The sequence below is a fragment of the Bacillus sp. FSL K6-6038 genome, assembly GCF_038050455.1.
Classification (GTDB): domain Bacteria; phylum Bacillota; class Bacilli; order Bacillales; family Bacillaceae_G; genus Bacillus_A; species Bacillus_A pseudomycoides.
On record NZ_JBBOUH010000001.1, the window covers coordinates 826,421 to 845,168 of the forward strand.

The 18,748-nt window shown below is 35.8% G+C and carries 18 protein-coding genes; 12 read left to right on the forward strand and 6 right to left on the reverse strand.

The window, feature by feature from the left end; all coding sequences use genetic code 11:
* Positions 1-58 precede the first annotated feature (58 nt).
* Positions 59-901 (forward strand): GNAT family N-acetyltransferase, encoded by an 843-nt coding sequence (locus tag NSQ40_RS04255; protein ID WP_098159423.1) that lies wholly within the window; start codon positions 59-61, stop codon positions 899-901.
* A 369-nt stretch (positions 902-1,270) separates the two neighbouring features.
* On the opposite strand, the gene NSQ40_RS04260 is transcribed toward NSQ40_RS04255, so the two are convergent.
* Together NSQ40_RS04260 and NSQ40_RS04265 are read right to left on the reverse strand one after the other, a co-directional pair.
* Entirely contained in the window at positions 1,271-1,540 is a 270-nt protein-coding gene (locus NSQ40_RS04260; protein WP_003205990.1) for a hypothetical protein, read from the reverse strand.
* The gene (locus tag NSQ40_RS04265; protein WP_016104021.1) at positions 1,540-1,839 is read right to left on the reverse strand and encodes a DUF2089 family protein; all 300 of its coding nucleotides are present in this window, start codon (positions 1,837-1,839) and stop codon (positions 1,540-1,542) included. The genes NSQ40_RS04260 and NSQ40_RS04265 overlap by 1 nt, the downstream gene beginning before the upstream one ends.
* An 857-nt stretch (positions 1,840-2,696) precedes the next feature.
* On the opposite strand from NSQ40_RS04265, the gene NSQ40_RS04270 reads away from it, so the two are divergent.
* The 3 genes from NSQ40_RS04270 to NSQ40_RS04280 are packed head-to-tail and all read left to right on the forward strand — an operon-like array spanning position 2,697 to position 4,948.
* A complete protein-coding gene (locus NSQ40_RS04270) occupies positions 2,697-3,497 on the forward strand; it encodes an amino acid ABC transporter substrate-binding protein (protein WP_003195492.1) in 801 nt (266 codons plus the stop codon).
* Positions 3,484-4,182, forward strand: coding sequence for an amino acid ABC transporter permease (locus tag NSQ40_RS04275; RefSeq protein WP_098187958.1), 699 nt, complete (start codon positions 3,484-3,486; stop codon positions 4,180-4,182). The genes NSQ40_RS04270 and NSQ40_RS04275 overlap by 14 nt, the downstream gene beginning before the upstream one ends.
* A gap of 31 nt (positions 4,183-4,213) precedes the next feature.
* Complete coding sequence (locus NSQ40_RS04280) at positions 4,214-4,948, forward strand: amino acid ABC transporter ATP-binding protein (protein WP_003195496.1); 735 nt, start codon at positions 4,214-4,216, stop codon at positions 4,946-4,948.
* Positions 4,949-4,996: 48 nt separating this feature from the next.
* Here the strand turns inward: NSQ40_RS04280 and NSQ40_RS04285 are convergent, their stop codons facing one another.
* Positions 4,997-5,194 (reverse strand): alpha/beta-type small acid-soluble spore protein, encoded by a 198-nt coding sequence (locus tag NSQ40_RS04285; RefSeq protein WP_003195499.1) that lies wholly within the window; start codon positions 5,192-5,194, stop codon positions 4,997-4,999.
* A gap of 419 nt (positions 5,195-5,613) precedes the next feature.
* On the opposite strand from NSQ40_RS04285, the gene NSQ40_RS04290 reads away from it, so the two are divergent.
* Positions 5,614-5,862 carry a hypothetical protein gene (locus tag NSQ40_RS04290; RefSeq protein WP_003204734.1) on the forward strand — a complete coding sequence of 83 codons (249 nt, stop codon included), beginning with the start codon at positions 5,614-5,616 and terminating at the stop codon, positions 5,860-5,862.
* A 285-nt stretch (positions 5,863-6,147) separates the two neighbouring features.
* Here NSQ40_RS04290 and NSQ40_RS04295 read toward each other — a convergent pair whose 3' ends face one another.
* Together NSQ40_RS04295 and NSQ40_RS04300 are read right to left on the reverse strand one after the other, a co-directional pair.
* Positions 6,148-7,818 carry an IS200/IS605 family accessory protein TnpB-related protein gene (locus tag NSQ40_RS04295; RefSeq protein ID WP_341286064.1) on the reverse strand — a complete coding sequence of 557 codons (1,671 nt, stop codon included), beginning with the start codon at positions 7,816-7,818 and terminating at the stop codon, positions 6,148-6,150.
* A 170-nt stretch (positions 7,819-7,988) separates the two neighbouring features.
* Complete coding sequence (locus tag NSQ40_RS04300) at positions 7,989-9,377, reverse strand: YheC/YheD family endospore coat-associated protein (protein WP_097786739.1); 1,389 nt, start codon at positions 9,375-9,377, stop codon at positions 7,989-7,991.
* Positions 9,378-10,145: 768 nt separating this feature from the next.
* Between NSQ40_RS04300 and NSQ40_RS04305 the strand changes: the two genes are divergently transcribed.
* The 7 genes from NSQ40_RS04305 (at position 10,146) to budA (ending at position 18,073) form a co-directional block, all read left to right on the forward strand.
* Positions 10,146-11,303: a DUF445 domain-containing protein gene (locus NSQ40_RS04305; protein WP_258248651.1), complete on the forward strand. Its 1,158-nt coding sequence runs from the start codon at positions 10,146-10,148 to the stop codon at positions 11,301-11,303.
* Between the two features lie 572 nt (positions 11,304-11,875).
* On the forward strand, positions 11,876-12,409 hold the full coding sequence (locus NSQ40_RS04310) for a sigma-70 family RNA polymerase sigma factor (protein WP_098148866.1): 534 nt from the start codon (positions 11,876-11,878) through the stop codon (positions 12,407-12,409).
* A gap of 4 nt (positions 12,410-12,413) precedes the next feature.
* Entirely contained in the window at positions 12,414-12,821 is a 408-nt protein-coding gene (locus NSQ40_RS04315; protein WP_098148865.1) for a PadR family transcriptional regulator, read from the forward strand.
* Between the two features lie 7 nt (positions 12,822-12,828).
* The gene (locus NSQ40_RS04320) at positions 12,829-14,094 is read left to right on the forward strand and encodes an FtsW/RodA/SpoVE family cell cycle protein (RefSeq protein WP_098135236.1); all 1,266 of its coding nucleotides are present in this window, start codon (positions 12,829-12,831) and stop codon (positions 14,092-14,094) included.
* A gap of 766 nt (positions 14,095-14,860) precedes the next feature.
* Positions 14,861-15,214, forward strand: a complete 354-nt coding sequence (locus NSQ40_RS04325; RefSeq protein WP_006093678.1) for a YlbF/YmcA family competence regulator — start codon at positions 14,861-14,863, stop codon at positions 15,212-15,214.
* A 390-nt stretch (positions 15,215-15,604) separates the two neighbouring features.
* On the forward strand, positions 15,605-17,293 hold the full coding sequence (gene alsS / locus NSQ40_RS04330; RefSeq protein ID WP_097786742.1) for an acetolactate synthase AlsS: 1,689 nt from the start codon (positions 15,605-15,607) through the stop codon (positions 17,291-17,293).
* A 21-nt stretch (positions 17,294-17,314) separates the two neighbouring features.
* Positions 17,315-18,073 carry an acetolactate decarboxylase gene (gene budA / locus NSQ40_RS04335; protein ID WP_003195514.1) on the forward strand — a complete coding sequence of 253 codons (759 nt, stop codon included), beginning with the start codon at positions 17,315-17,317 and terminating at the stop codon, positions 18,071-18,073.
* A 26-nt stretch (positions 18,074-18,099) separates the two neighbouring features.
* On the opposite strand, the gene NSQ40_RS04340 is transcribed toward budA, so the two are convergent.
* Entirely contained in the window at positions 18,100-18,714 is a 615-nt protein-coding gene (locus NSQ40_RS04340) for a DNA-3-methyladenine glycosylase (protein ID WP_003195516.1), read from the reverse strand.
* Positions 18,715-18,748 lie beyond the last annotated feature (34 nt).

The following is an 18,748-nucleotide window of genomic DNA, read 5'->3' on the forward strand; positions in this document are numbered from 1 at the left end:
AGTAATAACCGGATTTAGCAGAAGACTAACTATTAAATGGGAAAAGGGGATTATCTAAATGATACGTGTTTATAGGGGAAAAGAAGATAAGGTCAGTATATTAAATCTAATAAAAAGTATGGGGATAGAAGAAGAGGTAGGTTCTTTAGATGATATTGTCCTAAATTCTATGCAATTTCTCCTATATGAACAAAATGGAATTGAAGGGTTCTCATATTCATCTGTCTATGCAAATAGTGCTGGAGAGTCTATTGCTCAAATCAGTGTTTATGTAGAACCAGATTCCCGTTTAAAAGGTATTGGTTCTACATTATATAAAGCAATGGAAGAGGTAATTTCTAAAACAAAACCAGATTTTGTGTGTACTTATATGAGAGTCGAATCAGAAAATCCTATTGGCTTTGCTAAGAAAATGGGGTTTGAAAAATGGTGGGGTTCACTTGAATCGGTATACAAGGGAGGAACTTTTCCTAAAGCAGACATTGAGTTGATTAAATATGAAGATAGATTTTTTGACCAGTTTGTAAAAATGGTACAGGAATGTTATTACGAGTTGCACGAAAAGAATGATATTAAACCTTACCTTGCTCCAGAAGACGGTGTAAAAAAATACAAATTAAACAATAAAAATAATGTATATTTAGTGTTAAAAAATGAACAAATTGTTGCATCAGTTACTACTGGAGAAGGGATATTAGATAATTTAATGGTTGTTCCAAGTTACCAAGGAAATGGATATGGACGTAAGGCTTTACAATTCGGTATGAACGAGATGTTAGAAGAAGGATACGAAGAAATCCGAATATGTTTTCTAGAGGGAAATGAAAGTGCTGAGAGGTTGTACACCTCTTTAGGCTTTAAGCCGCTTCATAATACACAGGTTTATCGAAAGTTCTTGTAAATTAAACACTCATTATTCCACAATCGGGAGCTTTAAGGGAACAAGGGAACTCTGTTACTTTACCCATAAAATTGCCGCTAAAAGAAGCATATCTTTGCCGGAAATCACATGTTTTTGAGGAGTTTTAGTTGATTATTTGAGGAAAAAGGAAGTATATCTTTGCCGTGGATTAATTATTAACCCATAAGTTTGCCGTGAATGCTGTTGGTTCGTAATAAAGTTTGATTAAAAGCATGCTACAAAAATTGATTTTTCAACAGAAGAAACCCAAACATTTCGAAAAAATTTTGATCAAAATGCTTGGGTTATTTGTTGCTAGTGAATAATTTTTTATAAAAAAGTTTAATCATTTCTCTACCCGTATTTTCTCTATTTCATGTCGTGGGTTTTCATTTTATCCAATTCTTTTTGTATCTTCTTATGAAAATACTTTCTACCTAGATTCCATTCTATACATAAGAAAAACATCCCTACTAATAGATAAAGGATAAAACCAATAGTACTTTCAATACGATTCGTTATAAACAACCATGTCAGAAATACAATATGTGCTACTGGTAAAATCGCCCCCCAATAGATATTGTTTCTACTTGATAAGAAAAATTGAACAGCTAACATACCAGCATAAATAAGAACCATTATTCCCCATCTCTTTCTTGTTTATATTTTTCAATAATCAATTTTGCATCTTCTACACTTATCCGATCATCAATAGACAGGCTCTTGATAAATTTAATAAATTCCTCGTTTTCTACGGCATCATTCATTTTTATTTTATCGATTAATCGATCAAGTTTAAGTCTTACTGTTGGGTATGATACCTCATAAACCTTTGCAATCTCTTTTAAAGAACCCGAATGAAGTACTAAGTTTTTAACAAACTCTAAATCCTCATTTTCCAAGGCTAAAATCCAGTTTGGAATATTGTTAATATCCACAGCTTTGCCCTCCATTTACTTTTATTAATATTAGTTTAACATATTTTTTAATAATATTAATAAAATATTGAACTTTATTAAAAATAATTTTTATAATTTGTTTAATTAATTATAGAATAAAAAGAACCCATTTGAATTAAGTTACTCAAGTGGGTATTGCTTCACAATCTGGCCCTTTAGTGGAGTAACTTTATTGCTACTCAACAATTCCTTAATCCGCCTTTCAGTTCAGATTTTCTTTTCACTATAAAAACATCCTTTTAGATAAACAGATTCAAAGGGACAAAACATCGCGTCTTTTTTATAAACACCATGACTTTATTTAAAAGCGACATTAAAAATATTCTTCAAATCCTGGAAGCATAAGTTTGCCGCAAACTTATGGTTCATATCACAAACTCAATAATAGGAGTTCCCTTTCTTTATCTCAAAAAATAACAACATTGTTTAACATAGCTTGTTGTATAGAAAAATCCATATTGATCTTTCAACAGCCCAGTTATGACTATGAAGGAGAAAAGAAGACTTCTACTCATTTTCTCCTTTTGTTTTCACACGGCATGGGGCAAAAAAAGGCCCTGCCCACATTTATGCATGGTCGGATCCTCTCTCCCATCTAAAAAACAATGGTTTTGTCAATTTATATAAAAGTAAGTATTGTTTTACCTTTCTTCTTAGAAGTGCTATATTTAAAAATGTTACTTATTTTTTGTACGTAGTGATTTTATATCATGTTGTTTGATTATGAAAAAAAAGGATACACTAATGACGAACATTTTCATTGAAAAATTGTTCAAGATTGCATACAATCAATATAGTTTTTAAATTCCTATCAGAATACTTGGAGGACTAATATCATGAAGAAATTATTTTCAGTGCTTGCAGTAGCTACACTAGCAGTCGGTATTGTGGCGGGCTGTGGCAAAGAAGAGAAAAAAGATACAGCTACTAGTCAAGATGCATTGCAACAAATTAAAAAAAGCGGTGAATTCGTTGTTGGTACAGAAGGTACATACCCACCGTTTACATTCCACGATGGAAGTGGAAAATTAACTGGATTTGACGTTGAGTTAACAGAAGAAGTTGCAAAACGTCTCGGTGTGAAACCAGTATTTAAAGAAACACAATGGGATAGCTTGCTTGCAGGGCTTGATGCAAAACGTTTCGATATGGTTGCGAATGAAGTCGGAATTCGTGAAGATCGTCAAAAGAAGTATGATTTCTCTAAACCGTATATTTCTTCTTCAGCAGCACTTGTCGTTGCAAAGGATAAAGATAAACCTGCTTCATTTACAGATGTAAAAGGATTAACAGCAGCACAGTCTTTAACAAGTAACTATGCGGATCTTGCAAAGAAAAATGGTGCGAAGATTCAAGGTGTAGAAGGCTTTAGTCAAGCAGTAGAACTACTTAATACAGGTCGCGTTGATTTCACAATCAATGATAAATTATCAGTGTTAAACTATTTACAAACGAAAAAAGATGCAAATATTAAAATTGCAGCAACAGAAAAAGAAGCGTCACAAAGTGGGTTCTTATTCCGTAAAGGTAGCGATAAGCTTGTACAAGAAGTAGATAAAGCGTTAGAAGATATGAAAAAAGATGGTACGTATGACAAAATAACGAAAAAATGGTTCGGTGAAAATGTATCTAAGTAATGCATTGATTACAGATCGATTGTCTACATGGATAGATATTATGCAAGCATCCTTCATGCCTATGCTAGAGGGTGCTCTTTTCACGACAATCCCATTAACGATTATCATATTTGTGATCGGTATTATTTTGGCGATATTTACGGCTTTAGCACGTATTTCAAGTAGCCGCCTACTACAATGGATTGCTCGTATCTATGTATCTATTATTCGCGGAACACCACTTCTTGTACAATTGTTTATTATTTTCTATGGACTTCCAACTCTTAACATTGAGATTGATCCATATCCAGCAGCTATTATTGGTTTTTCATTAAATGTTGGTGCATATGCATCTGAAATTATTCGTGCTTCTATTTTGTCTATTCCAAAAGGACAATGGGAAGCAGCATATACAATTGGGATGACATATCCACAGGCGCTAAAACGCATTATTTTACCACAAGCGACACGTGTATCGATTCCACCGCTTTCGAATACGTTTATTAGCTTAGTGAAGGATACTTCATTAGCATCATTAATTTTAGTAACAGAGCTGTTTCGAAAAGCACAGGAAATTGCAGCAATGAACTATGAATTTTTAATTGTTTATTTTGAAGCAGGTCTTATTTATTGGGCGATTTGTTTCTTATTATCTATCGTGCAACAAATATTAGAAAAACGTTCAGAGCGTTATACGCTTAAATAATAATCCTTTTATAAAAGGAGTTTTTGTTTTTATGATTTCAATTCAACATTTACAAAAGAGTTTCGGTGATAACACGGTACTAAAGCATATTGATTTATCAGTGGAGAAAGGTGAAGTTGTTGTCATTATTGGGCCATCTGGATCTGGTAAGACAACATTTTTACGTTGCCTGAATGTATTAGAAACACCAAATGCAGGTATTGTTCGCATTGGTGACAAAGAGCTGGATTTCTCTAAAAAAGTAACGAAGAAAGATATTGTAAATCTTCGTACACAAACAGGTATGGTGTTCCAGCATCATAATTTATTTCCTCATTTAACAGCAATCCAAAATGTAATGGAAGGGCTTGTTACAGTGAAAAAAGTAGGGAAAGAAGAAGCGAAGAAAAAAGCGACATATTTCCTTGAGAAGGTTGGACTTGGTGACAAAATGGAGTTATATCCATTCCAACTATCTGGTGGCCAGCAACAACGCGTTGGAATTGCTCGTGCGCTTGCGATGGAACCAGAAGTTTTATTATTTGATGAACCAACGTCAGCGTTAGACCCAGAACTTGTACAAGAGGTCCTAAAGGTAATGAAGGAACTTGCACAAGAAGGAATGACGATGGTGATTGTAACGCACGAAATGCGCTTTGCTCATCAAATTGCGAATCGTGTTATCTTTATGGATGGCGGCGTTGTTGTGGAACAAGGTACACCAGAAGAAGTATTTACAGATCCAAAAGAAGAACGAACGAAGCGATTTTTACAAATGCTAGGGTAGAAAGAAAGGTCTCAAGCGAATGCTTGAGACCTTTTTTGCCATATATATTTATTTTTGGTATCCGCCAAGGCTTTGCTCAGCCATTGCTACTAAACGTTTTGTAATTTCGCCACCAACAGAACCGTTTGCACGAGCTGTAGAATCTGCTCCTAATTGTACACCAAATTCTTGAGCGATTTCATATTTCATTTGATCGATTGCAGCTGTTGCGCCTGGTACTACTAATGGATTGTTTTGGTTTGCCATAGGAATGTATCCTCCTTAAAGTATAGAAATTTTTTTGGTTGGATTAGCTGGAGTTGAACCAGATTATCGCCTCGTTTGGCGCTAATCCATCGTTTGAAGTGAATGTACTCATAGTATGGATGTTACGTAGAAAGATATGCGAGTTAATAATTTGTAAATTTTGTAAAAATATATACCGATTTTAATTTTTCAGCATATAAGTTACAGCTATGGATAACGAAAGGTGACCTGCACTCTTTTTCTCTCTGTGTTTTCACTTGGCATGGGGCAGGAAAAGGATCTGAATGCTTCTATGCATGGCCGGATGCTCCCTCCCACCTAAAAAGAAGGAGTTTATTTCGTTTTTTTAATTTGTATTTTTCTAAAAGAAGGTCACACTAATTGTAAATATGAAACCTCTATGATTGGAGGAGTTATAAATGGGAATATGTCCACTTTGCAATGCACTGGAAGCTCAAGTATATTCTTGTCAAAGTTGCCTGAATGTACTCCAAGATTATGGGAAAGTTGTAGATTATACAGATGCTTATAGCGCATATATGGATCAAGATTTATTAATAGAGGTAGACGGTTTAACAGGAGAGAATTCTCAGCAATATTGTGTTCATGTTTTCTATTGCGGGACGTGTGGTACACAAACTGAATTAACGGTGAAACTGGTGTATTGAACTACCCTCACCTACCTCTACAAGAGCTTGAGGTGGGGGATTCTCCTGTCTCTATCCTCACAAAACAGTTCCTCTCGTTCAACAAAGAGGATACAACGATATAGAGTTCGGTAGTGTCTGTATGTAAGACGACCCATTCTATCTTCCGACGAAAGGCAAACAAAATAGGTACAACTACTTTGTTCTTATATCGAGGATCGAACACTTTGTCATGCATCCAGTTCCTAGACTTGTTATCTGCTCTGGTAATAAGCGTAAAAATCTGGGACAAAGTGCTCTTTTTTATCATGCAAATCGTTTTGCTAGTTTTTTCTTTTCATTTTCAAACAAGTGTAACCGTTCGATTTGTAAAACTTCTTTCGGTTGATCTACATCGTATAGCTGATAGAAATGATGCGTGCGAATATCCAATCGATTGTTTAATTGATGCCAATGGCTCCAGTGATGTGCGTCTTTCTTTGGAAGATAAGGCTGAAGCACCCCAGGTACTTTTTCTTTATACCCTAACCCTCGGCGACCAATCGTAAAAGCCGCAGATTGATGAATAGAGATGCCGAATTTGCGCATGTATTTCATCTTTCCGGAGATTGAAGTGTAAGCGGGATTCACTTGAAAGACAGCCACGCCCCTTTTATCTGCACGATTCAGAATTGCACTTGTCATCTTCTCATAAGCGAACATACTCCTCATTCGATTCGCATGTTTATTTCCATATCGATTCCCTGTTTTCGATTGGGTTGTATCTAACTTCTCGATGACAATCGGCTTGTTATACCGCTCCGCTAAGTCCACTAAGCGAATCGCTTCCACTTCGATGATCTTTGTGATTTGTCCTGTGGATTTACCCATGATAGAAAAAACAAGGGCACCACTTCCTTTGTAATTTCCATCCTTCGTTACATTTGCCCAAGCAAAATGCTCAAGATTACAATCTACACCGATGACACCATCTGATGTACTGTAATTCGTATGAGGGTTTTCCGGTACATCGACTAAGCATTTCACAATATAATACTCACCATGGTCTTCCACAGCCCACGCAATCGGTTTGCCATGCTTTTTCTTATTCTTACACTGTAATTGGGTTGTGATTACTTTCTCAATGACTTCTTGTCCATACGGGAACGTAACAGCTGGAAACATAAGTGTTTTTCCGGAACTTGTCGTCATCCATAATCCCTTTGTCTCAGGCACATACTGAAACACAAAATTCCCATGTTTGGCATCTTTACGGCCAGATAGAATGAGTTGTTTATTTCGAGCACGGGAAAAGAATGTTTTCCATTTGTCATGGTTACGTACAAACTCGCGGGTGGTAAATTGAGAGCGAAATAGTTTTTTACTTCCAAATACTGCGCTCGGAATATGCGTTTTGTGTGATGTAAGTTTTTGTGTTAAGCGGTATTGCCGGTGGGTTAAAAGGCCGATTTTCGCCTGAATCCTTTTCATTTGAACATCCAAGTATTGGTGCTCAAACAGATATTCATTCAGCCAAATCAATGTGTCTTTTTTACGAGATAAGGAGATGAGGTTGTTGTGCTTCGCCAAGCGAGTGTTTTTCGGAAACGTCAGCTTTCCTTTCACACAACTTTGTTTGATTTTACGAAGATTTGTCAGTTTTGTCCGTTCTTGTTTCAACTTTTTCTTGAGCTTCTTGATTTTCTCTTGTATTTGTTTCTCATATAGCTTTTGTAACTCCATTAAACCTGTAAACAACGCCTTCGCTTCTTGCGCCGCACTGTTTGCATAATAATCATTCAATTGATAGTTCCGCTTGAGAACGAGATGAAGACTGTCTGTATATATCTTACGGTTCCAACGTTTTTCCCGAACAATCATTTGAAACGCAAAGCGCTTCGCCTGATTAAATATTTCGATTGTCTCTGCCAATGCATCTACCATTTCATGCGGTACATCTATCTTATAGATCCGTTTCGAAAAATACGCTTTCTTCACCTGTTCTCACCTCATTTTATTTGATAAGATCATTATGCACCGGAACAAACATACGTTCTACAAAAAAGAGACGTTTTCTTTAAAAAGAAAAAAACCGAGAAGACCCCCACCTGCACTTCATTTAGAGGAGGGGGTCTTCTCGGTCAAAATGATAAAAAAACTTCCACCTATTATAGGGTGGAAGTTTTATCTTCTGGTAATAGCCTTTTCGGACGAGAAAGATGATGTTCTGTTAAATGCATGGCGTACTCGTAAAATAGCTGTCTCGTCAGTTCACTATATTCTTGTAATGTTTCGGATTGAAATATAGTTCTTCCAGGTTTGGAATTGGCTTCAAATAGCCAAATCTTCTCATCTTTATCTAAACCTAAATCAAAACCAATTTCTCCAATATTTCCTTCCGTTTGCTGATCTAAAATAGAACTTAGTTGCAAGGCTGCATCTGTCAATTTATTCGTGATTCGAACACGCTCCGTTGCATCAGAAAAAATATCTTGGAGTAGTTTTACTTCTCCGCCGCTATTTATATGAGTTGTCATACTGCCTTTCCCGGCGATTTTTGCAACGATGGCACTGACTCTCCAATTCCCAAAACGATTTTTATTTGTATGAATGCGAAAGTCTACTGGCTGCCCACCTATACGTAATAATACAATTCCTTGTTGAACAATAAATGTTTTTAAATCATGGCCTTGCATAACATGATTGATAAGTGTTTCTAAAGAGTGATACTTTCGTAATTTATTCTGCCCTGCCTCACGGTAACGACAATAATAACTGTTTTCTGAAGTGGAATAAAGAATTTGATAAATATTTCGTCCAAGACTACCATGCACAGGTTTCATATAAATGTGTTTATATGATGATAAGAAATTCTCTACTTGCTCGAAGTGCTGAAATGTTTCTGTTTGAGGTAACAGAGAAGCGACTGTTTTTTCATTTGTAAGCAGCTGGTGTATATTCCATTTGTTAAAAAAACCTGGGTTAAACCATGGAATGGTGTACTTCGTTTGTAATCGTTTTTTTGTTCTGAGAATAGGTTTGTAAAGTTCTGCTTCTCGATTAGGTAGCCGATCATAAATAACGTTTGGAAAAGGAACTTTACATTGTATCCAGTTTTCCTCTTTAAAAAAGTATCCATCAATTGTTTCCTCATCCCAGTTCATATGTTGTGCACCAAATAAGAAAACAAATGGATGTAAAGAGTGGGGTGGGGTCAGTAACTCCTTGAAACTGATGGAACGATTGCCAATTGGATTAGTAGCTGATTCTGTAAAACCTGTTGTGAAAATACCGATCAATGGCCCAAATACAAGTGTTTGATTTTGAATGAAAGCATGCACGGTAGTTGGAAATGGAAGATAAAGTTCTTTCGCAATTTGTTCGCCAATTATAATTTCGTGAGCATAAGTATAATGAATTTCAATATTTTCACATGTCGTATTTCGTGTGCCGAAGGAAAGAAATGTAAGGGGAGAAGTACTAGAAAATATATAGGGCAATGTTAGCGATCTTGGATGATCGATAGAAATTTGTAATGTGTAAATATGATCTTTCAATGTAATAGTCACTCCTTTTTCAGTTACGGTGTAAATCGATTAAACCGTAATGGGCCGCGGGAAGCTTCTTCGGCCAGTGAATAATCATGCTGTTTTCGCATTCGCATATATAATTCTAAGTGCTCTATTTTATCCATTATGTAAAAAGAGAAGAGAGAACTGCTCAATTGTTTTTTATTTCTATTGTGCAATTGCGCGAATGGCTTCAGTACATTGCAAACATGCTCCCATATCATTATACTGTTGTCCGTATAACGATATTCTATTTTTGGATGATCTATGTTTTAGGGCGAGAGAAGCCAAATTGAAAGACATTCTTTTTTAGAGGTAAGAGAGGATCTGATCAAGCATAGAAGCGGTCAGGTCCTTTTTTAGCCCCACGTCACGTGAAACCAAAAGGAGAAAATAAGTGGAGATTACTTTTTGTTTTCATAGCAGTGACTGATGTATGGAAAGATCGAAATGGATTTATGTACATACAAATGGAAAAACCTTTTTTTTAGAGGGGAGGGAGCATCCGTCCATGGATAGAAGCGATCGGATTCTTTTTCGGTCCCATGCCAAGTGAAAACGAGTGGAGGTCATCTTTTGTTCGTCATGACAGTGATTAGATTTTTGAAAAATTCCTGGTAGTAAGTTCGCGTCTTAAGCCATGAGAAATCGCAAAAGGTAGCTGATGGATGGAGAAAGTCAGTGTATCTCAAGATAAATGGCTGGTTGTGTATTGTTTTTGTAACAGGTTGTAGTAAGATATATATATTTGGAGAAATGGAAGGCTGGTATTGTGTAATGAATATGTGGTTAAATATGTTAACAACGACAGGGTTAGGAGCAATAATTGGTGGGTATACGAATCATTTAGCGATAAAAATGTTATTTCGCCCGCATCGCCCTATTTATATTGGAAAGTTTCGAGTACCTTTTACGCCCGGATTGATTCCAAAGCGTCGTGATGAACTTGCTGTTCAATTAGGGAAAATGGTTGTGGATCATTTGTTAACACCAGAAGGGATCGGGAAGAAATTAACAGATGAAAACTTTCAGCAAGAGCTTATTCAGTGGGGACAAGTAGAGATAGATAAAATTTTGGTGAATGAGCAATCATTACGAGAGGTTTTAGAAAAATGGGGTTTGGAGCATGTGGAAGGGAAGACCATCCAAAAAATTGAAAGTATGATTGTGGAAAAAATTGATACGTTTTTATCACAATATTATACATATACGTGGGAACAAGCTTTGCCTAGTTCTGTTCATGAAAAAGTGGAGCAAATGATTCCGAATGTAGCATCATTTATTTTAGAAAGAGGTAAAAGCTTTTTTGAAAGTGAAGAGGGAAAAGAGCGGCTTGCCAAAATGATTGATGACTTTTTTGCTTCGCGAGGTACATTATTAAATTTAGTAGGTATGTTTTTAGGGAATGTAAGTTTAGTGGATCGTCTGCAGCCAGAAGTGATTAAGTTTTTAGGACAAGAAGGAACGAAGCAGCTTTTAAGTGATGTACTGCAAAAAGAGTGGGAGAAATTAAAGGGAAGAGAAGTGAAGGAACTAGATTCCTTTATAGAGAAAGAAACGATTGTAAAGTCAATCCTATCAACAGTTAAAATAGAGGAAACTGTAAGAGGATTTTTCAATCAGTCTGTTCAAAAAGTGTGTGAACCAGTTCGGGAAAAAGTTGTACAAACAATGATTCCAAGTTTAGTGAAAAAAGGTTTAGCATGGGGGACAAACAATACCGAACAGATTTTGAAAAATTTACATCTTGCTGAAATTGTACAACAAGAAGTATCTACATTCTCAACAGAGAGATTAGAAGATCTTGTGTTATCAATTACGAAGAGTGAATTGAAGATGATTACATATTTGGGAGCGTTGTTAGGGGGGACAATAGGTTTGATTCAAGGTATAGTGTTGCTTTTTCTAATGTAACGCTTTGTCTATATAAATCCATGTTACTTTTTCAATATACAAATCACTGTGATATGAACCATAAGTTTGCCGGAACGGCAAACTTATGGTTCTTTTTGTTTATGGCAAACTTATGCTTCCGGTAATTTTGATGTTTTTGAATTAAAGCTAAGAAGGAATTCTTCAACCTTGGTACCAAAAATCTTTTATGAGCTCATAAAAGATTTTTAAGTACTTTTAATTGTGGATTTAAAACAAAGTTAAACCGTTTATATGTGGATTTCTGATAATGTAGGATTTTTTTCTTATTAAGCAAACGGGCCATTTAATTGAGTAAGTCTTATTAAACGAACGGTGGCAGGATAATGAATTTCATGGGGTAAAATAAGAAATTAGAGTAGAGAATTATTTAGAAAAGAATAAGGGATATGCCTTTGTTAAAATAACAGATTTATTTTTAGTAAAGAAAAATTAAGCCTGAAATAAAGATAGGTTTAAAAAAACGGTATGGACATGGCCAGCCGTTTTTTGGGGGGATTTATAAAACTTTTCAATGGAGTGCGTCGTCTAATAAATTGGAAGGAGGAACTGATGTGGATGAATTAACAGCAGAGGTGTTTGAAATAGAAGATAAGGAGGACCTTATAGATGAGATAATGAACAAGTATGGACAGGAAATCTTACAGCTTGTTTATTCATATGTGAATAATAAAGAGGTTGCTGAGGACTTAACGCAAGATATATTTGTTAAATGTTATAAGTCCCTTCATACATACAAAGGGAAATCAAATTTAAAAACATGGTTGTGGAGAATTGCCATTAATCATTGTAAGGACTATATAAAAAGTTGGTATAACAAAAAGGTAATCGTTACAGAGAATGAATCTACGTATATTGAGATTCAAAAAGAAAGTGTTGAACAAACTGTTATTCAAAATGCTGAGGACCGTAGGCTGGCTTCTGCAGTAATGAATTTACCAATAAAATATCGAGAAGTGATTTATCTCTTTTATTTTGAAGAATTGCCAATCAAAGATATTGCTATGGTAATAGAAGTGAAGGAAAACACTATAAAAACAAGACTTAAAAGAGCCAAGGAACTCTTGAAGAAAGGATTGGAGGAATAATCAAATGGAAGATCGATTAAAAGGGCTACGAAAATCAATGGAGAATACAACCTTTAAACATTTGAGTTTTTCTGATCAGCATCGAAAGCAGGTACACGAAAAAATCAATAAATCATACGAAAATGAAGAAGATATCTTTTTAGCAGTTTTACAACTTCTCATTAATGAAAAAACAGGATACGAATTGGCACGGCTATTGCGGGGGAGAGGGATTCGAAAATTCGAAGGCAATGAAGGTTTTTTATACACCTTATTACATCGTCTAGAACAGAATCGTTTTATCCAATCAAGTTGGGATCATTCAGGAGTTAAATATTATCAATTAAATGATAAGGGAAGAAAGATACTAAGAAAGGCAGAAAAAAATTCTGCAAAGGCAAGATTTATATTAAAAGAATTAGTACAGGGGTGAGACAAAATTGAACAAAAAAGGGGATCATTTTTTAAAAGAAGTCACCAATCATATTAAATCAAAAGAAGCAAAGAATCTTGTGGCAACTGAATTGGATTTTCACTTGAAGAAGGCTAAGAACATGTGGATAGAGAAAGGGCTAAGTGAGGAAATTGCTGAGGACAAAGCTGTTGAACAAATGGGAAGTCCAATCAAACTTGGTCAAGAACTTAACAAACTTCATAAGTCAAAGGTTGATTGGTTGATTATTATTTTATTGGTGACTGCTATGGGGCTAGGTTTCTTGCCAATAGTAGCTCTTGGATATACGAATCATTTTCTAATCAATAAGGTGATATTTGTTATTCTCGGTGTTGCGGCAGCTTTTGGGATGATGCTGATTGATTATCGGAAATTAGAGAGACTGGGATGGCTGTTTTACACAATAGGAGTACTCATCCTGTTAATGATAGGCTATTTTCCAAACGCTTCAATTAATGGAGAACTGTTAATAAAGATTGGTCCCATTGCAATTGGATGTTTAATGGCAGTGCCGTTCTTTTTTCTAGCTTGGGCTTCCTTTTTCAATAACAATAGGTTAAAGGTTATACATCTTGTGATATTGTATCTATTTTCTTTGTATCTATTCTTAACTACATCAATTCTTTCAACAATTTTTATCTATATCATGATGGTATTCGTTATGCTTTGGTGGAGTAAGTTAGGAAAGAAACAGGCATTGATCATTACAGTTGTACCAATTTGTTTATTTATTATCGGTGGTTTATTTTTCTGGTCTTCAGTAAAAGAACGCTATTCGGCTAGGATTTTAGGGTATTTAAACCCAGAGCACGACGCAGGTGGTCCAGGGTATATGTATTTACGTTTAAAAGAGTTAATGTCGTCAGCAGGGTGGTTTGGTACATCTAGAAATATAGAGTTCCTCCCTGCTGCACATACTGATTTTGTGTTTGCAAGTTTGACTTACTATTATGGGTATTTGCTTGCACTGATCCTTGTTTTGATTCTTTCTCTTTTTGTAGCGAGGATAATAGTCATATCTTATAAAATAAATGATCGTTATGGTAAATTGCTTCTTGTTGGTGGAATGACTCTTTTTGTAGTCCAGTTCATTTATAACGTTGGAATGATCATAGGCTTATTACCGATCACTTCTATATCCTTGCCTTTTATTAGCTATGGATTGATGCCAACTCTGTTTAATGCGTTTTTAATAGGTATCGTGTTAAGTGTGTATCGACGTAAAAATTTGATATCAAGTAGTTTCATTTAGAATTGAATCTAAAATTTCTTTAAATTAATTTAACAAAGAAACTTTACATTGACATGGGTATTTAACTTATTCCAGAATAGGGCGCTTTAATGGAAGAAGGATCACAGAAATGAACAGACTTTTTTATAAAAGAATGATTCAATTAAATAAATTAAGAGCGTGTTTTGAAGAATTTTTTTCAAAACACGCTCTTTCTTTTTGCTCGTTTATCAAGATTATTAGTATCAATTTGACCAAACATTATTCCAAAGCTGCATTAATAAAACACACAGCAAGCTTATGGGTTAATAATTAACTCACGGCAAAGTTATGCTTCCATTTTCTTTGGACAATTAGTTAAATATCTTCTAAAATAAGCGATTTCCGGCAAGTTTATGCTTCCAACTGTGGCAAACTTATGAGTAAAGTGACAATCACGGCCATGAAAACAACAGGAGACATCCACTTATGTTCTCCTATTGTTTTCACATAGCATGGGGCCGATCGCTTTTATGCATGAACAGACGCCCTCACTTCTAAAAAGAAAGGTTTTATATCGGTTTTTCAATTTGTAATACATACTATTGAACTACCCCCACCTACCTCTACAAGAGCTTAAGGTGGGAGATTCTCTTGTCTCTGTCCTCACAAAAACAGTTCCTCTCGATAAATAAAGTGAAATTTCTTCACATCTCGTGCATAGTTTGTTATTGTAAGAAGGTGCGTATCAAAAGGTACTCAAAGGGCGGGGACAATAGACCAAGCCCGTTAAAGGAGGAAAAATACAATGACAAAAAACATTCATGATGTTGCATATGAATTACAAAAAGCAATTGCAGAAAATACAGATTTCCAAGCTTTAAAAGCAAGTTATGCAGAAGTACAAGGGGATGCGGCATCAAAACAACTGTTTGATCAATTCCGTACAATGCAAATGGGCTTACAACAAAAGATGATGCAAGGACAAGAAATTACAGAAGAAGATAACCAAAAAGCACAAGAAGTTGTAGCGCTTATTCAACAAGATCCAAAAATCGTAAAGTTAATGGAAGCAGAGCAACGCTTAAATGTTGTAATCGGCGATATTAACAAAATTATTATGAAGCCACTTGAAGAATTATATACTGCATATCAAGCTTAATGAGAAAGGCGTTTCCTGAGAGGGAAGCGTCTTTTTTTATGGAGTTCGCAGAAGTTCCTTTTCTCAATCAATTGCATAAAAGGAAAGTTTTACAGGAAATAAAGTAAAGATAGGCAAGGAATATTTGTTGAGAAAACCTTTAAAAATATGTGATACAAATGTAAAAATTTATAAAAAATATTATTTTGATATAACAAAATACATGTAAGGGTTTTCATTTTTTATTGTCAAAATAATTTCGAATTCATATTGTTGGAAAAGTAATACATTTATAATATAATAATCAACAAGATATATTACACCACGTTAATTAATCAGGTGTAATATATGGCTGATTTACATAATAACTAGCTTTATTGTACACGATTTTGACATAAAGGGATGATTAGTTTGAGTACAGAAGTAAAAGCAAACAACGTGAAAACAACAACAAAAGGAGCCGATCTTGTTGTCGATTGTTTAATCGAACAAGGAGTTACACATGTTTTCGGTATTCCAGGTGCAAAAATTGATTCTGTGTTTGATGTGTTGCAAGAGCGTGGACCTGAGTTAATCGTTTGTCGTCATGAACAAAACGCAGCATTTATGGCAGCGGCTGTTGGGAGATTGACAGGGAAACCAGGTGTATGTCTTGTTACATCGGGACCAGGGACATCAAATTTAGCGACAGGTCTTGTTACTGCTACGGCAGAGAGTGATCCCGTTGTTGCTTTAGCGGGTGCAGTGCCGCGTACAGATCGTTTAAAACGTACGCATCAATCTATGGATAATGCTGCACTATTCGAACCAATCACAAAATATAGCGTAGAAGTAGAGCATCCTGATAATGTGCCAGAAGCACTTACAAATGCATTCCGCAGTGCAACTTCTACTCATCCGGGAGCAACGCTTGTTAGTCTTCCACAAGATGTTATGACTGCTGAAACGTCCGTTTCATCTATTGGCACGCTTTCTCAGCCACAACTTGGTATCGCTCCCATACATAAAATTGCAGCAGTTGTAGAACAAATTAAATCTGCAAAATTACCAGTTATTTTACTTGGTATGAGAGCGAGCACAAATGAAGTAACGAAAGCAGTTCGTGAGTTAATTGCTGATACACAATTGCCGGTTGTTGAAACGTATCAAGCAGCTGGAGCAATTTCACGTGAATTAGAAGATCATTTCTTTGGACGCGTTGGGTTATTCCGTAATCAACCAGGCGATATTTTATTAGAAGAGGCTGATCTTGTTCTATCTATCGGTTATGACCCAATTGAGTATGATCCGAAGTTTTGGAATAAGTTAGGGGATAGAACGATTATTCATCTTGACGATCATCAAGCTGATATTGACCATGACTATCAACCAAATTGCGAATTAATTGGTGATATTGCATTAACGGTAGATAGCATTGCAGAGCAATTACCAAGATTTATCTTGTCAACAAAATCAGAAGCTATTTTAGATCAATTACGTGCGAAATTATCAGAGCAAGCCGAAGTGCCAGTTCGCGATTCACAAGGGCTTACACATCCACTGCAAGTCATTCGTACACTTCGTTCATTAATTGATGATGAAACAACTGTTGCATGTGACATCGGTTCACATTACATCTGGATGGCAAGATGCTTCCGCTCTTATGAACCACGCCGTTTATTATTTAGTAATGGTATGCAGACATTAGGTGTCGCACTTCCTTGGGCAATTGCAGCGACATTGGTGGAACCAGGTAAAAAAGTGGTTTCTGTTTCTGGAGATGGTGGTTTCTTATTCTCTGCAATGGAACTAGAAACAGCAGTACGTCTCAAAGCTCCGATTGTTCATCTTGTTTGGAGAGATGGTACATATGATATGGTTGCCTTCCAACAAATGATGAAATACGGCAGAACATCAGCGACAGAATTTGGTGATGTTGATATTGTAAAATATGCAGAAAGCTTCGGTGCTATTGGACTTCGTGTGAATTCTCCAGAAGAGTTAGAAGGGGTATTACAAGAAGCACTGAAAGCAGAAGGTCCTGTAGTTGTAGATATTCCAATTGATTATCGCGATAACATTAAATTAAGTGAAAAATTACTACCAAACCAATTGAACTAGTGGTAAAGGAGTAGAATAGACATGAGTATTGCACAATTATTAGATATTGATGCGAAAAAGATGAAAACGAATAATGAAGTATATCAAACATCAACAATGCTAGCTTTATTGGATGGTATATATGATGGCATTATCAACTTTGATAAATTAAAAGAGCACGGCGATTTTGGCATCGGTACGTTTGATCAATTAGATGGTGAAATGATTGCTTTTGATGGGGAATTTTATCATTTGCGTTCCGACGGTTCTGCAGAAATGGTAGCACCGGAAGAAACAACACCGTTTGCCACTGTAACATTTTTTGAAAAAGAAATGAGTTATACAATTAATCGTCCAATGAATCGTGAAGAAGTAGAAGCTTTATTACATGAATTAATGCCAAGTAAAAACTTATTTTATGCGATTCGTATGGATGGAACATTCCGTGAAGTAAGAACAAGAACCGTTCCGCGTCAAGAAAAACCATATACACCACTTGTAGAAGTGACAAAATCACAGCCGATTTTTTCTTTCTCTCATACGAAAGGAACAATGGCAGGATTTTGGACACCAGATTATGCGCAAGGTATTGGAGTAGCCGGTTTCCATCTACATTATATTGATGATGAACGAAGCGGAGGCGGACATGTTTTTGATTTTACTGTAGAAAACTGTACGATCGAAATTTGTCAAAAAGCACATATGCATTTAGCACTTCCAGAAACAGCTGATTTTATGGCAGCGGATTTATCTAGAGAAAATCTTGAAAATGATATTGCGACTGCGGAAGGTGCGGAGTAAAAAAAGAAGCCGATTTGGCTTCTTTTTCATTTAGAGACAAATGGATGGTTCTTAAAATAAAAACGCCAAGGATAATGAACAGCTTCTTCAGCATAGTCAATATTGATGCGTGGGCCTGTTACAATTTCATATTGAGAAGATAGCTGCTCTGCTTCTGGCACCAATTCAATATATAATTCATCACCTTGTAAGGATAAGCCACGTTCTTCTAAAGTAATGCCAAGTGCGCGGCATAGCTTTCCAGGTCCGTTCGTTAAATTTTTGTATTGTGATTTCGTAAGATCTGTTTTACCGTAACGTGCCATTTTTATGTCTTCTATTCCATCGACTGGCTCTAATGCCCGAATAAGAACGCCTTGCGGGGTACCAACTGGAGCTGTAATGACATTAAAACAATGATACATACCATAGATGAGATATACATAAGCGTGTCCTGGTGCGCCAAACATAACTTCCGTTCGCTTGGTTCGTCTTCCCCCATAGCTATGTGCAGCTTTATCATCTGGTCCTTTATACGCTTCTATTTCTACAATGAATCCACTTCGTTTTATTCCATCTACTATATGTACAAGTTTATGACCAAGTAAATTTTTAGCAATTTCTAATGTATCACCCTCATAAAAAGAAGGAGGTGCTTTCATATTGGTATCCCCTTTACTGATGATATACGTATAT